Source organism: Aquibium microcysteis (assembly GCF_014495845.1).
Taxonomy (GTDB): Bacteria; Pseudomonadota; Alphaproteobacteria; order Rhizobiales; family Rhizobiaceae; genus Aquibium; species Aquibium microcysteis.
Genome location: NZ_CP061080.1, coordinates 5,824,103 through 5,842,460 on the forward strand (window position 1 = coordinate 5,824,103; position 18,358 = coordinate 5,842,460).

Consider the following 18,358-nt stretch of genomic DNA (forward strand, 5'->3'; position numbering starts at 1 on the left):
TTCCGGACCCTCGCGCCCCGCAGCCCTGCCGGCGACGGAGCCCGCGATCCCGGCGACCAATCCAACGACGAGCGGAGACCACCATGCGACTGACCTGGCCGTGGGCACGCCCGCGGACGACCGCGCGTGCAGGCGCCCCGGAGCACAAGCAGACGGCCGGCTTCGTGGCGCTGCACGTGGCCGGAGAGGCGCGCTGGACGCGACGCGACTATGCCGGCCTCGCCCGCGAGGGCTACATGAGCAATCCGGTCGCCCACCGGGCCGTCAAACTCGTGGCGGAGGCCGTGGCCGGGCTGCAGCTGCTGGCCTACGAAGACGGACGCGAGCGCGCCGACCATCCGGCGCTCGCGCTGATGGCGCGGCCGAATGCGCGCCAGTCGGGAGCCGAATTCCTCGAAGCCCTGCACGGCCATCTGCTGATCGCCGGCAATGCCTTTGTCGAGTTGAGCTCCGGGCTGCACGGATCGACGGAGATGCATCTCCTGCGGCCGGACCAGGTGACCCTGGCCTGCGACGGCGCCGGCTGGCCGCAGGCGCTGGAGTACCAGGCGGCCGGCAGCCGCCGCCGCATCGCGCTCGGCCCCGACGGCACCGCACTGCATCTGGCGCTGTTCCATCCGCTCGACGAGCACCGCGGCTTCCCGCCGCTGGAGGCGGCGATGGCCGCCCTCGATACCCACAACGCCGCCGCCGGCTGGAACAAGGCGCTGCTCGACAATTCGGCCCGGCCGTCCGGCGCGCTGATCTATGCGCCGAAGGATGGCGGCAGCCTCACCGACGAGCAGTTCGACCGGCTGAAGGCGGAGCTGGACGCTCATACGGGCGCTACCCGCGCCGGCCGGCCGCTGCTGCTCGACGGCGGGCTGGACTGGAAGGCGATGGGGCTGACCCCGCGCGACATGGACTTCACCGAAGCCCGCAACGGCGCGGCCCGGGACATCGCGCTGGCGCTCGGCGTGCCGCCCATGCTGCTCGGCATTCCGGGGGACGCGACCTATGCCAACTACGCGGAAGCCAACCGCTCCTTCTTCCGCCTGACCGTGCTGCCGATGGCCGGCCGCACGCTGGCCGCCCTGTCGCGTCTGCTCGACCGGTCGGGACGGCTGAAGCTCTGGTACGACGCCGACGCGATCGGCGCGCTCGCTCCCGAACGCGAAGCGCTGTGGCAGCGCGTCACCGCGGCCGGCTTCCTCAGCGACGACGAGAAGCGCGAGGCGGTCGGGTATGGCGGCGCAAGCAGGAGCGGGGCGTGGCGAGGGGTGGAGGCGGAGCTGCGAATGGCGACGGGCGACCGGCGCGCGGCGGACGCGGCCGAGGAGCCGAGCCGTCAGGGTACGGCGGAACCATGTCCATGACCGGACTTTCGGAGACCGCCTGGATCTGGGCGGCGAAGGGCGCCGGCGCCGTCGCCGGGTCGGCGATCTCGCTGGCCTACATCCTGCCGCGCGGGCGGCGCGACGCGGCGGTCCGCTTTGCCGTCGGCACGGCCTGCGGGCTGGTGTTCGGCGGCGCGGCGGGGCTGAAGATCGTGGACGAACTGGGAATCGCGGGGGCGATCGGTCCGGCCGAGACCATGCTGCTCGGCGCGGCGTCGGCGAGCCTCACCGCCTGGTGGGCGCTGGGTTTCGTGATGCGGGCGTTCAGGCGCGGCGGCCGGTGGCCGGAAGACCGCTGAGGCAGCGCGCGGGCAGATCGTCGGCGGCATGCCGACGACATCACCCGGCGGCAGTGCCATTCAGGGCCTCGATGCGGCCTTGCCGACGGGCGCAGCCGGCGCCGGCTCACCAGATCCAGACGACGAGACCGATCAGCAGAATCCATATCAGCAGGCTGACGCCGATGGCGGCGATGCGGACATGGGCCGGACGGACCTGTCCGGTATCGAGACGCAGCCGCCTGACCATGACGCCCGTCCCCACGAGTGCGGCGCCGCACATGCGCGAGTGACGCCATCCGGCGGACCAGTCACGGTAGCTCATGCGACCTTGCCTTCTCGCCCCGGTTGCCGAGGCCGCTGATACACCCCCGATCGATATCATATCGTTTCCTTGCCAACAATGCTGTGCAAGTGGGGGAATCGCCGCCCTCCATGCGACTTTCGCAGGGATCCCTGCGGTGCGCGGAGCGTGCAGGGCGAAAGGGCGGCGGACAGGGCCGGGCGCGCCGGGTGCCGCCCTCGCCAACGCGCTGCACGACCGTTCCGCGAAGGTCCGAGGAAATCCCCTCCGGCCGACCAGTTCCAGGGAGCAGGACCGATGACCACACAGGCGATGGCCATCGCGCGCAAGCGCGTGTCTGCACACGAGCCGGCGACGGCGGCGCATCCGGCGACGACCTTCCCGGCGGGAGGAAGCCTGCGGATCGCCGGGTATGCGAGCCTGTTCGGCGTGGCCGATCTGTCGCGCGACGTGGTGGAGGCGGGCGCCTTCGCTGCGGCGCTCTCGAAGCGCGGTGCCGGCGGCATCCGCATGCTGTTCCAGCACGACCCGGCGCGGCCGGTAGGGGTGTGGACCAGCCTGCGCGAGGACGCCCGCGGCCTCGCCGTCCAGGGCCGCCTGACGGATGGCGCGGCAGGCGCGCTCGCCGCGCTGATCCTCGACGGAGCGGTCGACGGGCTGTCGATCGGCTTTCGCACCGTCCGAGCACGGACCGACCCGCATACGCGGCTGAGGCATATCCTGGAGGCGGACCTCTGGGAGATCTCCATCGTCACCTTCCCGATGCTGACGGGCGCGCGCCTTTCCCCGTTGCGGGGACCAGGGGCCACGCCCGCAGCGATGGAAGCGATCACCCGCGCCGCGGCCTTCGCCGCGTCGCGCAACTGAAACCCAACGATAGAGAGACATTCACATGGTTGAATGGAACGAAGGACTGGAAAACAAGGCCGTGTCCGGCAGCGGCGCGCTGAACGCCGCCTTCTCGGAGGTCTGGACGGCTTTCGAGGCCTTCAAGGAGGCGAACGACCAGCGGCTCGCGGAGGTGGAACGCAAGGCCGCCCCCGACGTCGTGACCGCCGAGAAGGTGGACCGCATCGCGCGTTCGCTGGACGAGCACAAGCGCGCCATGGACCAGGCGATCCTGCGCCTCAACCGGCCGATCCTCGGCCGGCCGGACGGGCTGACCATGAAATCCGACCATGCGTCGGCCTTCGAGGCTTATGTCCGCTCCGGCGACGACCGCCATCTGCGCGGGCTGGAATCCAAGGCGATGTCCTATGGTTCCGGCCAGGACGGCGGCTACCTGGTGCCCGACGAGCTCGAGGCGGCGATCGGCAGGCGGCTAGCGCAGATCTCGCCGATCCGCGGCATCGCGTCGGTGCGGCCGGTGTCGGGCGCGGTGCTGAAGAAGCCGTACTCGCTGACCGGGCCGGCGACCGGCTGGGTCGCCGAGACGGCGGCGCGCCCGCAGACGGCGTCGGCGACGCTGGCGGAACTGCAGTTCCCGACCGCCGAGCTCTATGCCATGCCGGCGGCGACCGCCTCGCTGCTGGAGGACGCCGCCGTCGACCTCGACCTTTGGATCTCGGCCGAGATCGAGACCGCCTTCGCCGAGCAGGAGGGTGCCGCCTTCGTCAACGGCGACGGTACCAACAAGCCACAGGGCTTCCTGAACTATCCCCGCGTGGCCGAGAGCGCCTGGGAATGGGGCAAGATCGGCACCATCGCGACCGGCGTGTCCGGCGCGCTGCCGGCATCCGATCCGTCCGACGTCCTGATCGACCTGGTCTATGCGCTCAAGGCCGCCTACCGCCAGAACGCGGCCTTCGTGATGAACCGCCGCACGCAGGCGACGATCCGCAAGCTGAAGGACGCCGACGGCAACTACCTCTGGCAGCCGCCGGCCCAGCCGGGCGGCAGGGCGATGCTGATGGGCTTTCCGCTCGTCGAGGCGGAGGACATGCCCGACATCGCCGCCAACGCTGCGCCGATCGCCTTCGGCGACTTCGCGCGCGGCTATCTGGTGGTCGACCGCACCGGCGTGCGCGTGCTGCGCGATCCCTATTCGGTCAAGCCCTACGTGCTGTTCTACACGACCAAGCGCGTCGGCGGCGGCGTGCAGGACTTCAACGCGATCAAGCTCCTGACCTTCGGCGCAGCCTGAGGACCGCGGCGTCGAAGGGCGCCCGGGGCGACATGCACCGCCCCGGGTGCGCCGGCTTCGGGACGTCTGCGAGGCGCGAAGGGCAACCCTGTCGTCCTGCCTCCCGGATATCGCCGAGGCTCCCTGGTCCTCCCGACGGCGGAGGCGACTCGCGGCGGCGCGGGTCGCCTTCGTTCCATCAGGCGATCGCGGCCCGCAAGACGCTGCGGCGCCGTCCGCTTCTGCCACGAACCCAGCCGGAGATGGCCGCCATGGCGCTCATTCGAACCGTTCCGCCCGGCGCGGAGCCGCTGACGCTCGCCGACTGCAAGGCGCATCTGCGCCTCGCAGCCGACGACGAGGACGAGCTGCTCGCCGGCCTGATCCGCGCCGCCCGCGAGGAGGTGGAGACGCAGACCGGCGTCGCCATGATCGACCAGGACTGGCGGCTCGTACTCGACGCCTGGCCGGCCGGAGGCATCGTGCCGCTGACGCGCCATCCGGTGAAGCAGGTTCTTTCGGTGACCCTTCGCGGCGCCGACGGCGAGGCGACCGTGATGGATCCGGCCGGCTACCGGCTCGACGGACTGTCGCGGCCGGCACGGCTGTGGGTGGAGACGAGGCCGGCGCCCGGTGCGCCCCTCAATGGCGTCGAGATCGATTTCCGGGCCGGCTTCGGCGAGGCGGGTCCCGACGTGCCGGACGTGCTGAAGCGCGCCATGCTGCTCCTGGTGGCGCACTGGTACGAGTTCCGCGCCGCATGGGGCACGGATGACCGGCCGGTGTCCATTCCCGAAGGGTTCCGCCGCCTGACCGACGGCTGGCGGAGACGGCGGCTGTGATGCCCGTCCGGCGGATCGATCCCGGCCGGCTGCGTCGGCTTCTGACGCTGGAGGCGATGACGCCCGTGCCCGACGGCGCAGGCGGCTTCACCCAAAGCTGGACGGCCCTCGCCACGGTCCACGCGGCGCTGGAGCCGGTGGCGGCGGCGCCGCGCTTCGGAGCCGACCAGTCGCTGCCGATCGTAACGCACGTCGTGACGCTGCGCGCCCGCGCCGACATGCGCAGCGGCATGCGTTTCGCAGCCGGCGACCGCCGGTTCTCGATCGAAACGGTGCATGATCCGGACGAAACGGGGCGATTCCTGATCTGCCGCGTGCGGGAGGAGGGACGATGAAGATCGCGTTGCGGGTGACGATGAACGGGCTTTCGCGTACGCTGATGGCGCTGGCGCACGACCGTCTGGAGGCGTTCGATCCGGGCCTGCAGCAGCCGCGCGATCGCAACGCGGCGGTCCGGCGGCTGGTGGCGCGCAGGCGCCGCCGTCGCCGCAAGGGAGGGAGCGATGGGCGGCTCGGGGCTTGAACTGCAGAAGGCGATCTTCGCCGCGCTGTCGCAGGATGCGCAATTGTCGGCGCTGACGGGCGGAGCGCGCATCTTCGACCGGGTGCCGGCCAGTACGCCGTTTCCCTACGTCACCTTCGGCCGCACCAGCCTCTACGACTGGAGCACCGGCACCGAGAGCGGCGTCGAGCAGCTGTTCTCGCTGCACGTCTGGTCGAAGGCGCAGGGCAAGGCAGAGACGCTCGCGATCCTGGAGCGCATCAAAGCCCTTCTCGACGACCGTCCGCTGCCGCTCGATGGTGCAGCGCTGGTGTCGATGCGGCTCGAGTTCTCCGAGGTTCGCTACGACGAGGATCTGGCGGTGCACCACGGGCTGGCGCGGTTCCGGGCGCTGGTGGAGGTGCTGTAAGGGGCACGGGCAGGCCCGGTCATCCCCGTGATCCGTCCTGGCGCCTCCGGATCGAACCGGAGATTTCGCCGAGTCGTGCCCGCGTTGAGCATAGCGTCATCCTGTGGCAGGTCTTCGTCGGGTGCAGCATCGTGCCCGGCCAAGGAGAGCAGCCATGCCGGAGCTTCTTCCCAACGCCGTCCTGATCGGCATCGTCACGGCGCTGTCGGTCGTCGTGCTGCGCCAGCAGGCCAGGAAGCCGCGTCTGTCGATCGTAATGCTCGTGCTGATCGGCGCGGCCGGGGCCTATGTCGCGACACCCGCACTGTACGCTCTCGCCGATGCATGGCGTGCGACCGCCTGGCTGCCGGCTCTTCCTGTCGTGACGTCGGGCCAGCTGTTCCTGGGGGCCTGGGCCGGTTTCGCCGTGCTGTTCGTCGCCAACAGCAAGGCCAGGCCGACGCGTGTGCCGCTCTGGGCGGGGCTGCTGATCGGCGGCGCGGTGGCCGTGCTGGTGCCGCCGCTGCTCTACGCGGTGACGGGCGTCCACCAGCGCCCGTCTCTGCGCGACGACGTGAATCATTGCACGCGCGGCATGAAGGGTCAGGTGCAGCCGCGCGAGGCGACGAACGTCTGCGACGAGCCGATCACCGTGGGGCTGTGCATGCCGGGCGAAGTGAACCCCGCCCCCTGCGCGCAGAGCTTCACCATCGGCCCCGGCGAGACCGCCCGCTTCGATCCGGGCGATGCCGCGCTGTCGTCGCTGCCCGGCAATCCCGGCGGCCTGACCGTCGTCGCCTGCCGCCCGCCGGCCCGTCCGTCGAGGATGGGTACGGCCATCGGGCGGGGGTATGAGGGGGTCTGCATTCCGGGTGCATGAGGGTGCAGGTCCGGCAGCAGGGCTGCGCCGTGTAATTGTCGGAACGCTCCGGTATTTTGAAGTATCTTGCGCACCTCAGGGTTGTCTGATATGTTTTTCGCGTGTGAGGGGACGCACGCGATGAAGGTCTACGGCGGGAGATACTTGCAGAGGGAAGATCTCGTCGATCTCGGGGTTCGGTCCGTCGGCGCAAACGTTCGCGTTCACGAAAAGGCCATTCTCGTCGACGTCGAGAGGATGGAATTCGGCTCGAACGTGCGCATCGACGCTTTCTGCGTGCTGAGTGCCGCGGGTGGAAGCCTCAGGATCGGCAGCTATGTCCACATCGCGTCCCATGCCGACATCTATGCCGGCGCAGGCGTCGTGCTGGAAGACTTTTCCGGTCTGTCCCAGGCCGTGCGGTTGTACTCGGTCTCCGACGATTATTCCGGCGAATGTCTGACGAACCCGACCGTGCCGCATGCCCTGCTCGTCCCCAAGGCCGGTTGCATCCGCATCGGCCGCCACGTGATCGTCGGCTCGGGATCCGTGGTGCTGCCGGGTTGCAGCATCGGCGACGGCAGCGCGGTCGGCGCTCTGTCGCTGGTGAACCGCAGCCTCGATCCCTGGGGCATCTATGCCGGTGCGCCGGCGCGAAGGATCAAGGAACGGTCCAGGAAGCTCCTGGCCGCTGAAAAGTCCCTGACGGTGGCGCGGGAGCCGGCGCTGACGTAGCCGTGCCGGCCGGGGCGGTCGCGGCCCCCCGGGCAGGACGATGCCGGGCAGTCGCCCGATTTCCGGCTGCCCGCGCGTCGGCGGCCTGCGGTACATGCGCTGTCAGCGGCTTTCGCCTGAGGCCAGCGCCCCCATGCAAGGCGTCGGGTATATCGGCCGCCACCCCCACCCCTGACCCCTCCCCGCAAGGGGGAGGGGAATGCGCGCGCCTTCGATGACCGTGCCGCGGATCGCCGTCCGGCGCTTCGCTACGACGATCTCCCCTCCCATCCATCACCACGAAAGGAGTGCGCGCATGGTTGCGCAGAAGGGCAAGGACCTGTTGCTGAAGCTCGATACGACGGGCGCGGGCGGGTTCGTCACCGTGGCGGGGCTGCGGTCGAAGCGGCTCGCCTTCAATGCCGAGACGGCGGACGTGACCGACGCGGACTCGGCCGGTCGGTGGCGCGAGCTGCTGGCAGGCTCGGGGGTGCAGCGGGCGTCGGTCAGCGGCGCCGGCATCTTCAAGGACGCGGCCTCCGATGCGGCGATCCGCACGCGCTTCTTCGGCGGCGAGATCGCGGCCTGGCAGGTCGTGATCCCGGATTTCGGGACCGTGGAAGGGCCGTTCCAGATCACGGCGCTCGAATATTCCGGCAACCACGACGGCGAGGTGACGTTCGAGATCGCGCTGGAATCGGCCGGACCGCTGGGGTTCGCGGCATGACCCACGCCAATGCGAGACGCGGCGAGATCGTCGCCGAACTGGACGGCAGGCGCATGCGGCTCTGCCTGACGCTGGGCGCGCTGGCCGAGCTCGAAGGCGCCTTCGCGGCCGAGGACCTGTCGGCGCTGGTGGCGCGCTTTTCGTCCGGCCGGCTGTCGGCGCGCGACATCGCCCGGGTGATCGGGGCCGGCCTGCGCGGGGGCGGTGCGGCCGTGGCCGACGAGGACGTCATGGCGATGACGACCGAGGGCGGCGCGGCGGGCTTCGCGGCGATCGTCGCCGACCTGCTCGCCGCAACCTTCGGGGCGGCGAAGCCGGCCGCTGCCGACGAAGGCGCGCCGGGCACCGCCGGTCGCGATGCCCTCGGCGGAGACGCCGGCGCAAACCCTCGCTAGCCGCATCGCGCACGGCGATCCCGGCGCCCGAGCCCTTCCCCTGGGAGGCGGCGATGGCGGCGGGGCTCGGCGCGATGCGGCTTTCGCCGCAGGCCTTCTGGGCGATGACGCCGCGCGAACTGGCGGCGGCGCTCGGACCCGGAGCGAGCACGCATGGCGCACCGCGGCGCGACGACCTCGCTGCGCTGATGCGGCGCTTTCCGGATGGGCCGGAGCGGGCCTGATGGGGTCCCGACCCGGAGGCCGCCCGCCCCCGTTCATCCCGCCGCCATCGACGATTTCCCCACCCTTTCCGACCATCGCGAGGACCGACCATGACCGAGGGACCGGAGATCTCGTTCGAGATCGATACCAGTGCCGTCGACAGGGCCCTGTCGAACCTGACCGCGCTGTCCGACAGCTTCGGACGCCAGCTGACGCAGGGGTTCGCCAGCGCTGTGGTGCAGGGCAAGGCGCTGGAGGACGTGCTGCGCCGGATCGGGCTCAACCTCGCCGGCATGGCGCTGAGCCAGGGCCTGCAACCGCTGAGCAACCTCGCGGGCTCGGCCGTCTCGTCGATCTTCGGCGGGCTGGCCGGTCTGCTGCCCTTCGAGAAAGGCGGCGTGCCGGGGCGTATGACGCCCTTCGCCGACGGCGGCATCGTGTCCGCGCCGACCTACTTTCCCGCCGGCCGCAACATCGGGCTGATGGGGGAGGCGGGTGCCGAGGCGATCATGCCGCTGTCGCGCGGACCGGACGGGCGGCTCGGAGTCTCGGCGGGCGGCGGCGCCGCGCCGGTGAGCGTCGTCTTCAACGTCTCGACGCCGGACGCGCCGTCCTTCCGCAAGTCGGAGGCGCAGATCACCGGGATGATCGCGCGGGCCGTGGCGCGCGGGGCGCGGACGCTGTGAGCCGGGACGGTGCCGGCGCCATGAAAGCGGGGAGCAGCCGATGAGTGGATTCGAAGCCTTTCACGAGGTGCTGTTCCCGGTCGCCGTCTCCTTCGGCGCGACCGGCGGGCCGGCGCGGCGCAACGAGATCGTGCTCCTGACCTCCGGGCACGAGCGGCGCAACGCCCGCTTTGCCGATTCGCGGCGAAGCTACGATGCCGGGACCGGTCTGCGATCGCTCGAAGACGTGCACGACGTCGTCGCCTTCTTCGAGGCGCGGCGCGGCTCGCTGCACGGCTTCCGCTTCCGCGACCCGTTCGACATGAAGTCGTGCCGGCCGCACGAGACGCCGGCGGCGACCGACCAGCCGATCGGCACCGGGGACGGAACGTCTGCGGTCTTCCAGCTGTCGAAGACCTACGGGGACGGTGCCGACGCCTATCGAAGGCCCGTGGCCAAGCCGGTGGCCGGCAGCGTGCGGGTCGCGGTCGAGGGGATCGAGCAGCTGGCCGGGACGCAGTTCGGCGTCGACCACACGACCGGCGGCGTGACCTTTGTGGCCGGCCATGTGCCGGTCGGCGGAGCGGCGGTGACGGCGGGCTTTGCCTTCGACGTGCCCGTGCGCTTCGATGCCGAGCGGCTGACGGTGAGCCTCGCAGGCTTCCGCGCCGGCCAGATCCCAACGATTCCGCTGATCGAGATCCTGCCATGAGCGACATCCCCGAAACGCTCGCAGCGCATCTGGCGCGGGAGGTGACGAGCCTGAGCCACTGCTGGCGGGTGACGCGGCGCGACGGCACCGTCAGCGGGTTCACCGACCACGACCGGCCGCTGACGGTGGCGGGCACGTCCTTCGAGCCGCAGAGCGGCTTCACCGCGAGCGAGGCGCGCGAGACGCTGGGGCTTGCTGCCGACACGGTGGAGATCGAGGGCGCGATCAGCGCGGCGACGATCACCGCCGACGACATCGCCGCCGGCCGCTGGGACGGTGCGACGGTGGAGACGCTGCTGGTCAACTGGCGCGCGCCGGACCAGGCCGGGACGATCCGCACCCAGACGGTGGGGCGCATCACGCGGGCCGACAACCGCTTCGTGGCCGAACTGGACGGACCGGAAGCGGCGCTCGACCGGATCGGCGGACGCTGGTTCCGCCGCGCCTGCGACGCGGAGCTGGGCGACGAGCGCTGCGGTGTCGACCTCGACGATCCGGCCTTCAGCGCCGACGGAACCGTCGCGGCGCTCGTTTCGGCCGATACGATCCGGGTGGACGGCCTCGACGCGTTTCCTTCCGGCTGGTTCGCGGAAGGGCGGCTGACGGCGACGAGCGGGGCGTCGACCGGGGCGACGGTGCGGGTGCTGTCGCATCGTGTCTCGGGCGAGGGGACCGACCTCGTGCTATGGCGCGACGACGCCGGCCTGCCGGTGCCGGGCGACGGTTTCACGGTCGTGGCGGGCTGCGACAAGCGCTTTGCCACCTGCAAGGCGAAATTCGCCAACCACCTGAACTTCCGCGGCTTTCCGCACCTGCCCGGCAACGACGCGGCCTATGGCTACGCGACCGAGGGCCAGGTGTTCGACGGCGCGCCGCTGGTGCCGTGAGGCTGCCATGACCCGACCGATCGACGAGGCGATCGTTGCCGAGGCGCTCGCCTGGACGGGCACGCCCTACCGCCACCAGGGCACGCGCAGGGGCGTCGGCTGCGACTGCCTGGGCCTCGTGCGCGGCGTGTGGCGGGCGGTCTATGCCGCCGAACCGGAGGATCCCGGAGTCTATGCGCGCGACTGGAGCGAGGCGGGCAAGGGCGATCCGCTGATCGAGGCGGCGCGGCGGCACTGCGCCGAGAAGCCGCTGGCCGCGATGGTGCCCGGCGATCTGCTCGTGTTCCGCTGGAAGCCGCACTACGCGGCCAAGCACGCCGGAATCCTGGTCGCGCCGGACCGGTTCGTCCACGCCTACGAAGGCCATGCGGTGACGGTGTCGCCGCTTGTGCCGCAATGGCGCCGCCGCATCGCCGGCGTCTTCGCCTTTCCCGAAAGACCGGAGGAATGAGACGTGGCCACCATCATCCTGCAGGCGGCCGGCGCCGCTCTGGGCGGCCTGCTCGGCGCGACCGGTGCCGCGATCGGCACGGCGGCGGGCGCGATCGGCGGCTATCTGATCGACCGGGCGCTGATCGACTCGACGCGGCGCATCGAGGGGCCGCGGCTCGGCTCCGCGCAGGTGCTGACGGCCGAGGACGGTGCGCCGATGCCGAGGCTCTACGGCACGGCGCGGCTGGGCGCGACGCTGATCTGGGCGACGCGCTTCGAGGAGGCGAGGGAGACCAGCCGCCAGGGCTCGAAGGGCGGGCCGAAGGTGACGAGCTATTCCTATTTCGCCAATGCCGCCTTCGGGCTGTGCGAGGGACCGGTAGCGGCCATCCGCCGGGTCTGGGCCGACGGCCGGGAACTCGACCTCGACGCGGTGACGCTGCGGCTGCATCGGGGTACGGAAGACCAGCTGCCCGATCCGCTGATCGAGGCGAAGCAGGGCATCGGCAACGCGCCGGCCTATCGCGGCACCGCCTATGTCGTGTTCGAGCGGCTGCCGCTCGACGCGTTTGGCAACCGGCTGCCGCAGCTGCAGTTCGAGGTGATCCGGCCCATGGGCGGGCTCGGCGACAAAGTATCGGCGATGGTGCTGATCCCCGGCTCGACCGAATTCGGCTACGCGCCGCAAGCGGTCCGCCACAAGCGCCGCAAGGGTGAGGACACGATCGTCAACCGGCACGTGCTGCATGCGGCGACGGACTTTTCCGCCTCGCTCGACGAGTTGCAGGCGCTATGCCCGAACCTGAAGCACATCGCCCTGGTGGTGGCCTGGTTCGGCGACGATCTGCGCGCGGGCGCCTGCCGCATCCGTCCGGCGGTGACGGATCGGGACGCGCCGGCCGTCGCGGCCCGGTGGCGGGTCGGCGACGTGACGGGCGATGCGGCGCCGGTGGTCTCGCAGGCCGGCGGGCGCGCGGCCTATGGCGGTTCGCCGTCGGACGACTCGATCGTGGCGGCGATCGGGGAACTGAAGGCGCGGGGCCTTGCCGTCACGCTCTATCCCTTCGTGATGATGGACGTGCCGGCCGGCAACGGCCTGCCCGACCCGCATGGCGCGGCCGAACAGGCGGCCTATCCCTGGCGCGGCCGCATCACCTGCCATCCGGCGGCCGGCCGGCCGGGCAGCGTCGATGGGACGGCTACGGCGCGCGCGCAGGTGGACGCCTTCTTCGGCACGGCGACGCCAGGGCAGTTCTCGCTTGCCGGCGGGCACGTGCACTTTTCCGGCGGCGGAGCCGACTGGGGCTATCGCCGCTTCGTGCTGCACCAGGCGAAGCTGGCCGCGCTGGCCGGCGGCGTCGACGCCTTCCTGATCGGCTCGGAACTGCGCGGGCTGACGACGGTGCGCGGCGCGGCCGACAGCTACCCGGCGGTCGAGGCGCTGTGCGACCTCGCGGCGGACGTGCGGGCGATGCTGGGGGCGGGAACGAAGCTCACCTACGGCGCGGACTGGAGCGAGTATTTCGGGCACCAGCCGCAGGACGGCTCCGGCAGCGTCTTCTTTCACCTCGACCCGCTGTGGGCGCACGGGGCGATCGACGCGGTCGGCATCGACGCCTACATGCCGCTCGCCGACTGGCGCGACGGCGACCATGACGGCTCGAACCCGGACGGTGCCGCAGGTCCGAGCGATCCGGCCGCACTGCGGGCGGCGCTCAGCGGCGGCGAGGGCTACGATTGGTTCTACGCCGACGACGCAGACCGCCGTGCACGCATCCGCACCCCGATCGCGGACGGCGCCCATGGCAATGCCTGGGTGTTCCGCTTCAAGGACCTCTGGAACTGGTGGGCGAACCCGCATTTCGACCGGCCCGGAGGCGTGGAGGCGGCAGGCCCGACCGCCTGGACGCCGGGCGGCAAGCCGATCTGGCTGACGGAACTCGGCTGTCCGGCGATCGACAAGGGACCGAACCAGCCGAACGTCTTTTCCGATCCGAAGTCGAGCGAGAGCGGCCTGCCGCATTTCTCCCATGGCGGGCGCGACGACCTCGCGCAGCGCCGTTTCATCGAGGCGCACCTCTCCTTCTGGAATCCCGCGGCGCCGGGTTTCGCCCCGGAGGCGAACCCGCTCTCGCCCGTCTATGGCAGCCGCATGGTCGACCCGCAGCGGATCTACCTCTGGGCCTGGGACGCGCGGCCCTTCCCGGCCTTTCCGCTGGCTTCCGACGTCTGGGGCGACGGCGGCAACTGGCTCGCCGGCCACTGGCTGAACGGAAGGCTGGGCAACCCGTCGTCCGGCGACCTCGTCGCGGCGATCCTGGCGGACCACGGCCTGGACGCGGGCGAGACGGACGGCGCGAGCGCCTGGGCGAGCGGCTACGTCATATCCGAACCGACCTCGCCGCGCGCGGCGATCGAGCCCATCGCCGACCTGTTCGGGCTGTCGCTGCGCTTCGAGGACGGCCGCGTGTCGGCACGGCGGCGAGGAGCGGCGTCGGGTCCCGCGCTGGCGCTCGAGGCGCTGGTGCAGCCGGACGAGGGCGCCACGGTGACGGCAGTGCGCGCGCCCGACCACGCGCTGCCCGGCGAGGTGATCGTCGCCTTCCGCGACCCCTTGAGCGACCACGAGGCCGGTTCGGCGCGGCGCCGGCGCGACGGCGCGGCCGATCCCGGACAGGAGCGGCTGGGATTTGCCGGCTGCCTGGAGCCGCCGGTGGCGGAGGCGCTGGCGGCCGACTGGCTGAAGCGGCGCTGGCGCGAGCGCGAGGAGATCGCGTTTTCGCTTCCGGCGGGCGAGCGGCGGGTGCGTCCGGGCGCGCTGGTGCGGCTGCCGGCCGCCTTCGGCGCGGACGATCTGGTGGTGACGGAGATCGACGAAGGGCTGGTGCGGCAGGTGAAGGCCGTGCGGGTGGACCGGCTCGCGCCCGCCCGCATCGCCCCCACGCTCGGCGATGCCGCCCACGAGACCGCCCCGCCGCTCGCCGCGCCGGCGCTGCACCTGATCGACCTGCCGCTGACGTCTGGCATCGACGAGCCCTGGCGGGAACTGCGCATCGCCGCCTGGGCGAGACCGTGGCGCAGCCAGATCGTGCAGGTGTCCCCCGAAGACAGCGGCTTCGAGCAGCGGACGACGCTGCCGGACGCGGCCCGGCTCGGCGAACTGACCGGGCCGCTGGGACCCGGCGTGGCCGGACGGTTCGACCGGGGTACGACGATCGACGTTTCCCTCTCCGGTGGCGCGCTGCAGAGCATATCGGCGCTGCAGCAGCTCAATGGCGGCAACGCGGCGGCGATCCTGTCGCAGAGCGGGGCCTGGGAGGTGGTGCAGTTCGCGACGGCCGAGGAGGTCGCGCCGGAAGAGTGGCGGCTCCGCGGCCTGCTGCGCGGGCAGCTGGGAACCGAGGACGCGATGCGTTCGGGTGCCGCGGAAGGCGCGCCCTTCGTGCTGCTGGATGGCGCGGTGCCGTCAGCGGGGCTGAAGCCCGCGGAAGCCGGGCTGTCCCTCAACTGGCGGGTCGGGCCGGCGGGCGCGGAGCTGGAGAGCGACGTGTTCGCGGTCGAGACGGCCACCGGCGGATTGCGGGCGGCGCAGCCGCTGTCTCCGGTGCACCTGCGCGCGACCTGGACCGTCGGCGGCGACCTCGCGCTGACCTGGATCCGCCGCGGCCGGATCGGTGCCGACGGCTGGGACGCCGACGAGATCCCGCTGGGCGAGGAGGCGGAGGCCTATCTCGTCGAGGTGCGGACGTCGGGCGGCACGATGAAGCGGTCGGCCGAAACGACCGCGCCGGCCTGGACATGGGACTCAGCAGCGATCACCGCGGATTTTCCCGGCGGCGGACCGGCGGTCGTGACCGTGCGCCAGAGGAAGCGGCCGGGCGGCCTTGCGGGACTGCCCGCGACGCTCACGGTCGGACTGCCATGAGACCTTTCGCGAGAACGATGCGCCGCCTGCTGCGATGGCGCCTCCGGACGCTCCCGATTTCCAGCCAGAACAGGAGACGTGCAATGACCGAACAGAAACCCTGGTATCTCTCGCGTACCGTCTGGGCCTCGATCGTCACGATCGCGACCACGTTGGGCGGCGTGCTGGGCCTGCCGATCGCCGGCCTCGACAATTCGGCCGCGACGGATACGATACTGCAGGTCGCGGCCGCCATTTCGGGCGTCGTCGCGCTGTGGGGTCGGATCGTCGCGACGAGCAGGATCGGTCAGCCGCGGGCAGGCGGCGCAAGCGGGAGGTGATGATGTCGCCGAAACGAACCACGGGACCGGGCCATTCATGCCCCGTTCAGAGGCGACGGACTATCAAGGCGGCATGAAACATCACCTTGCTCCCTTGCGGCGCCTCGTGCCCGCGCTCATGCTTCTGGCGGTGGCGACGCCCGGACACGCGCAGCTGCCGCTGGCTCCGCTCGCCGCCCCGTCCCTGCTGCAGACGGCCGCCGCGGACTGCGGCGCGATCGGTCGGTCGGTTGCCGCCAGCGAAGGCGGCACGGTGCGCAGCGCCGTGGCGGAAGATCGCGGCGGGCGCACGGTCTGCGTCATCGTCTACACGGTGCCGGCCAATGGCGGGCAGCCTCCCCGCGTGGTGCGCAAGCAGGTGCCTGCGAATTAATTCACTGTGAAGAGGGCGGCGATCGTGCACAGGAGGCGCGTACCGATCGCGGGGCAGAGGAATCATGCGCATACTGGTTGTCGAGGACGACAAGAACCTGAACCGCCAGATCGTCGAGGCGCTGACGGAGGCGGGCTACGTCGTCGACCGCGCCTTCGACGGCGAGGAAGGCCACTTCCTGGGCGATACCGAACCCTATGACGCGGTGGTGCTGGACATCGGCCTGCCGGAGATGGACGGCATCACGGTCGTCGAGAAATGGCGCCAGGCGGGCCGCAAGATGCCCGTGCTGATGCTGACGGCGCGCGACCGCTGGAGCGACAAGGTGGCGGGCATCGACGCCGGCGCGGACGACTATGTGGCCAAGCCCTTCCACATCGAGGAGGTGCTCGCCCGCCTGCGGGCGCTGATCCGTCGCGCCGCCGGCCATGCCTCGTCCGAACTGGTCTGCGGACCGCTCCGGCTCGATACCAAGGCCTCGCGGGCGGAAGTGGACGGACAGACCCTGAAACTGACGTCGCACGAGTTCCGTCTGCTCGCCTATCTGATGCACCACATGGGCGAGGTGGTGTCGCGCACCGAACTGGTGGAGCACCTCTACGACCAGGATTTCGACCGCGATTCCAACACGGTGGAAGTCTTCGTCGGGCGGCTGCGCAAGAAGATGGGCGTCGACCTGATCGAGACCGTGCGCGGCATGGGCTATCGCATCCGCGAGCAGCAGGGTTGACGCGGACCCGCGCAACGGCCGTGGGAGAGATCGGGTGAAGTTCGGCCTGAGATCGCTGTCCTTTCGCGTCGTGACCTTCTCGACGCTGTGGGCGGTCGCTGCCCTCGTGGTGATCGCCACGCTGATCTCCGCCCTCTACCGCGATGCGGCCGAACGCGGCTTCCACGATCTCCTGACCGCGCATCTCTACAGCCTGGTGACGACGGTGGGGATCTCGCCGGATGGGGCGCTGGACGGCGCGCCCGATCTGTACGACCTGAAGTTCGCGCAGCCCGGCTCCGGCTGGTACTGGGCCGTCGAGCCTGTGTCGGCCGGCGTGACGGGGGTGATCCGGTCGCCGTCGATGACGGGTGGAATCGCGGCGCCCAGCGTGGCCGAGGTTCCCTTCGACAGCCAGTTCCAGCGGCTCTACCAGGCGCAGGGCCTGAGGGGAGAGCAGGTCGACGTCCTGGAGAACGACTTCATCCTGGACGCGAATAACCGGATCGCCCGCTTTCGCGTGATGGGCAACCGCAGCGAACTCGAGTTCCAGATCTCCGACTTCGAGACGCAGCTCTATTCCTACCTCTCGGTCTTCGGCGTCTCGATGATCGCCGTCAACGCACTGGTGATCCTGTTCGGTCTGCGGCCGCTGGACAAGGTGCGCACCGCGCTCTCGCAGGTGCGCGAGGGAACGGCGAGCCGGCTCGACGGCAAGTTCCCGTCCGAGATCGAACCTCTGGCCAACGAGACGAACGCGCTGATCGAGAACAACCGGCGGATCGTCGAGCGTTCGCGCACGCAGGTGGGCAACCTCGCGCATTCGCTGAAGACGCCGGTGGCGGTGCTGCTGAACGAAGGCCGCGCCATGGGCGGGGCCAAGGGCGCACTGATCGTCGAGCAGGCCTCGGCCATGCAACAGCAGGTGGAGCACTACCTCCAGCGCGCGCGCATCGCCGCGCAGCGCGACAGCGTCGTCTACCGCACGCCCACCCGCGAGGCGCTGCAGCGTCTCGTGCGCGTGTTCCGCAAGGTCGACGCGACGATCGAACTCGCTTTCGACGAGCCCGGCCGCGAGGTGATCTTCGCCGGGGAGCGCGAGGATTTCGAGGAGATCACCGGCAACCTGCTCGAGAATGCGATGAAATGGGCCAGGAGCCGCGCCCGCGTAAGTCTCGGCGAAAAGGCGGGCGCGGTGCTCCTGACCATCGAGGACGACGGCCCGGGCATCCCCGAGGACAAGGCGCGCGAGGCGTTGCGGCGCGGCAGGCGGCTCGACGAGAGCAAGCCCGGAACCGGCCTCGGCCTGTCGATCGTCAACGACCTCGTGCGCGAGTATGGCGGCGAGCTCAGACTGCTGCGGTCGGACCTCGGCGGGCTGAAGGCGGAGGTGCGGCTGCCGGGCCCGGGGTGAGGCCCCGAAGCCAAGTCCGGTCCGGCGGCGATCGAATGACGAAGCCGGCGCAGTGTGGCGGCTCGTGCGCCATCCGGCGGTTGACCTCCATCGACACGGTCGCCGCGCGTGGAGCGAAGATGCCGTCGTCATGGGCGTGGCCATAGCGAACGCGGAGCAGCTCCTCTTCATGCGCCGGCATATCCGGAACCGGACGGAACGGTCGCCGTT

General features: G+C 71.1%; 22 protein-coding genes and 1 pseudogene. 22 read left to right on the forward strand and 1 reads right to left on the reverse strand.

Features of this window, described 5'->3' with window-relative positions:
- Positions 1-83: 83 nt before the first annotated feature.
- Both IAI54_RS27430 and IAI54_RS27435 read left to right on the forward strand, forming a co-directional pair.
- Positions 84-1,226, forward strand: a pseudogene (locus tag IAI54_RS27430) (phage portal protein); the annotation flags it as partial.
- Positions 1,227-1,351: 125 nt separating this feature from the next.
- Positions 1,352-1,675, forward strand: coding sequence for a DUF6107 family protein (locus IAI54_RS27435; protein ID WP_187970194.1), 324 nt, complete (start codon positions 1,352-1,354; stop codon positions 1,673-1,675).
- Between the two features lie 106 nt (positions 1,676-1,781).
- Here the strand turns inward: IAI54_RS27435 and IAI54_RS27440 are convergent, their stop codons facing one another.
- Positions 1,782-1,979, reverse strand: coding sequence for a hypothetical protein (locus tag IAI54_RS27440; RefSeq protein ID WP_187970195.1), 198 nt, complete (start codon positions 1,977-1,979; stop codon positions 1,782-1,784).
- A gap of 276 nt (positions 1,980-2,255) precedes the next feature.
- On the opposite strand from IAI54_RS27440, the gene IAI54_RS27445 reads away from it, so the two are divergent.
- From IAI54_RS27445 to IAI54_RS27540, 20 genes are all read left to right on the forward strand, one after another.
- A complete protein-coding gene (locus tag IAI54_RS27445) occupies positions 2,256-2,825 on the forward strand; it encodes an HK97 family phage prohead protease (protein WP_235679185.1) in 570 nt (189 codons plus the stop codon).
- A gap of 25 nt (positions 2,826-2,850) precedes the next feature.
- Positions 2,851-4,101, forward strand: coding sequence for a phage major capsid protein (locus tag IAI54_RS27450; RefSeq protein ID WP_187970196.1), 1,251 nt, complete (start codon positions 2,851-2,853; stop codon positions 4,099-4,101).
- Positions 4,102-4,352: 251 nt separating this feature from the next.
- Positions 4,353-4,922 (forward strand): head-tail connector protein, encoded by a 570-nt coding sequence (locus IAI54_RS27455; protein ID WP_187970197.1) that lies wholly within the window; start codon positions 4,353-4,355, stop codon positions 4,920-4,922.
- Positions 4,922-5,257 (forward strand): phage head closure protein, encoded by a 336-nt coding sequence (locus tag IAI54_RS27460; protein ID WP_187970198.1) that lies wholly within the window; start codon positions 4,922-4,924, stop codon positions 5,255-5,257. Before IAI54_RS27455 ends, IAI54_RS27460 begins: the two co-directional genes overlap by 1 nt.
- Positions 5,254-5,445, forward strand: coding sequence for a hypothetical protein (locus IAI54_RS27465; RefSeq protein WP_187970199.1), 192 nt, complete (start codon positions 5,254-5,256; stop codon positions 5,443-5,445). Before IAI54_RS27460 ends, IAI54_RS27465 begins: the two co-directional genes overlap by 4 nt.
- Complete coding sequence (locus tag IAI54_RS27470; protein WP_187970200.1) at positions 5,426-5,833, forward strand: DUF3168 domain-containing protein; 408 nt, start codon at positions 5,426-5,428, stop codon at positions 5,831-5,833. The genes IAI54_RS27465 and IAI54_RS27470 overlap by 20 nt, the downstream gene beginning before the upstream one ends.
- A gap of 154 nt (positions 5,834-5,987) precedes the next feature.
- Positions 5,988-6,692, forward strand: a complete 705-nt coding sequence (locus IAI54_RS27475; RefSeq protein WP_187970201.1) for a hypothetical protein — start codon at positions 5,988-5,990, stop codon at positions 6,690-6,692.
- 144 nt (positions 6,693-6,836) lie between these two features.
- Positions 6,837-7,406: an acyltransferase gene (locus tag IAI54_RS27480; protein WP_210321189.1), complete on the forward strand. Its 570-nt coding sequence runs from the start codon at positions 6,837-6,839 to the stop codon at positions 7,404-7,406.
- Between the two features lie 295 nt (positions 7,407-7,701).
- Positions 7,702-8,112, forward strand: coding sequence for a phage major tail protein, TP901-1 family (locus IAI54_RS27485; protein WP_187970203.1), 411 nt, complete (start codon positions 7,702-7,704; stop codon positions 8,110-8,112).
- Entirely contained in the window at positions 8,109-8,507 is a 399-nt protein-coding gene (locus IAI54_RS27490; RefSeq protein ID WP_187970204.1) for a gene transfer agent family protein, read from the forward strand. The genes IAI54_RS27485 and IAI54_RS27490 overlap by 4 nt, the downstream gene beginning before the upstream one ends.
- A gap of 53 nt (positions 8,508-8,560) precedes the next feature.
- Positions 8,561-8,731, forward strand: coding sequence for a rcc01693 family protein (locus IAI54_RS27495; RefSeq protein WP_235679186.1), 171 nt, complete (start codon positions 8,561-8,563; stop codon positions 8,729-8,731).
- Between the two features lie 90 nt (positions 8,732-8,821).
- Positions 8,822-9,397, forward strand: coding sequence for a phage tail tape measure protein (locus IAI54_RS27500; RefSeq protein WP_187970205.1), 576 nt, complete (start codon positions 8,822-8,824; stop codon positions 9,395-9,397).
- A 40-nt stretch (positions 9,398-9,437) separates the two neighbouring features.
- Positions 9,438-10,088, forward strand: coding sequence for a DUF2460 domain-containing protein (locus tag IAI54_RS27505; RefSeq protein WP_187970206.1), 651 nt, complete (start codon positions 9,438-9,440; stop codon positions 10,086-10,088).
- The gene (locus tag IAI54_RS27510; RefSeq protein WP_187970207.1) at positions 10,085-10,975 is read left to right on the forward strand and encodes a DUF2163 domain-containing protein; all 891 of its coding nucleotides are present in this window, start codon (positions 10,085-10,087) and stop codon (positions 10,973-10,975) included. The genes IAI54_RS27505 and IAI54_RS27510 overlap by 4 nt, the downstream gene beginning before the upstream one ends.
- A 7-nt stretch (positions 10,976-10,982) precedes the next feature.
- Positions 10,983-11,426: an NlpC/P60 family protein gene (locus IAI54_RS27515; RefSeq protein ID WP_187970208.1), complete on the forward strand. Its 444-nt coding sequence runs from the start codon at positions 10,983-10,985 to the stop codon at positions 11,424-11,426.
- A gap of 3 nt (positions 11,427-11,429) precedes the next feature.
- A complete protein-coding gene (locus IAI54_RS27520; protein ID WP_187970209.1) occupies positions 11,430-15,332 on the forward strand; it encodes a baseplate multidomain protein megatron in 3,903 nt (1,300 codons plus the stop codon).
- A gap of 83 nt (positions 15,333-15,415) precedes the next feature.
- On the forward strand, positions 15,416-15,652 hold the full coding sequence (locus IAI54_RS27525) for a hypothetical protein (RefSeq protein ID WP_187970210.1): 237 nt from the start codon (positions 15,416-15,418) through the stop codon (positions 15,650-15,652).
- 73 nt (positions 15,653-15,725) lie between these two features.
- Positions 15,726-16,025, forward strand: a complete 300-nt coding sequence (locus IAI54_RS27530) for a hypothetical protein (protein ID WP_187970211.1) — start codon at positions 15,726-15,728, stop codon at positions 16,023-16,025.
- A 64-nt stretch (positions 16,026-16,089) separates the two neighbouring features.
- A complete protein-coding gene (locus IAI54_RS27535; RefSeq protein ID WP_187970212.1) occupies positions 16,090-16,755 on the forward strand; it encodes a response regulator transcription factor in 666 nt (221 codons plus the stop codon).
- 34 nt (positions 16,756-16,789) lie between these two features.
- The gene (locus tag IAI54_RS27540; protein WP_187970213.1) at positions 16,790-18,148 is read left to right on the forward strand and encodes an ATP-binding protein; all 1,359 of its coding nucleotides are present in this window, start codon (positions 16,790-16,792) and stop codon (positions 18,146-18,148) included.
- Positions 18,149-18,358 lie beyond the last annotated feature (210 nt).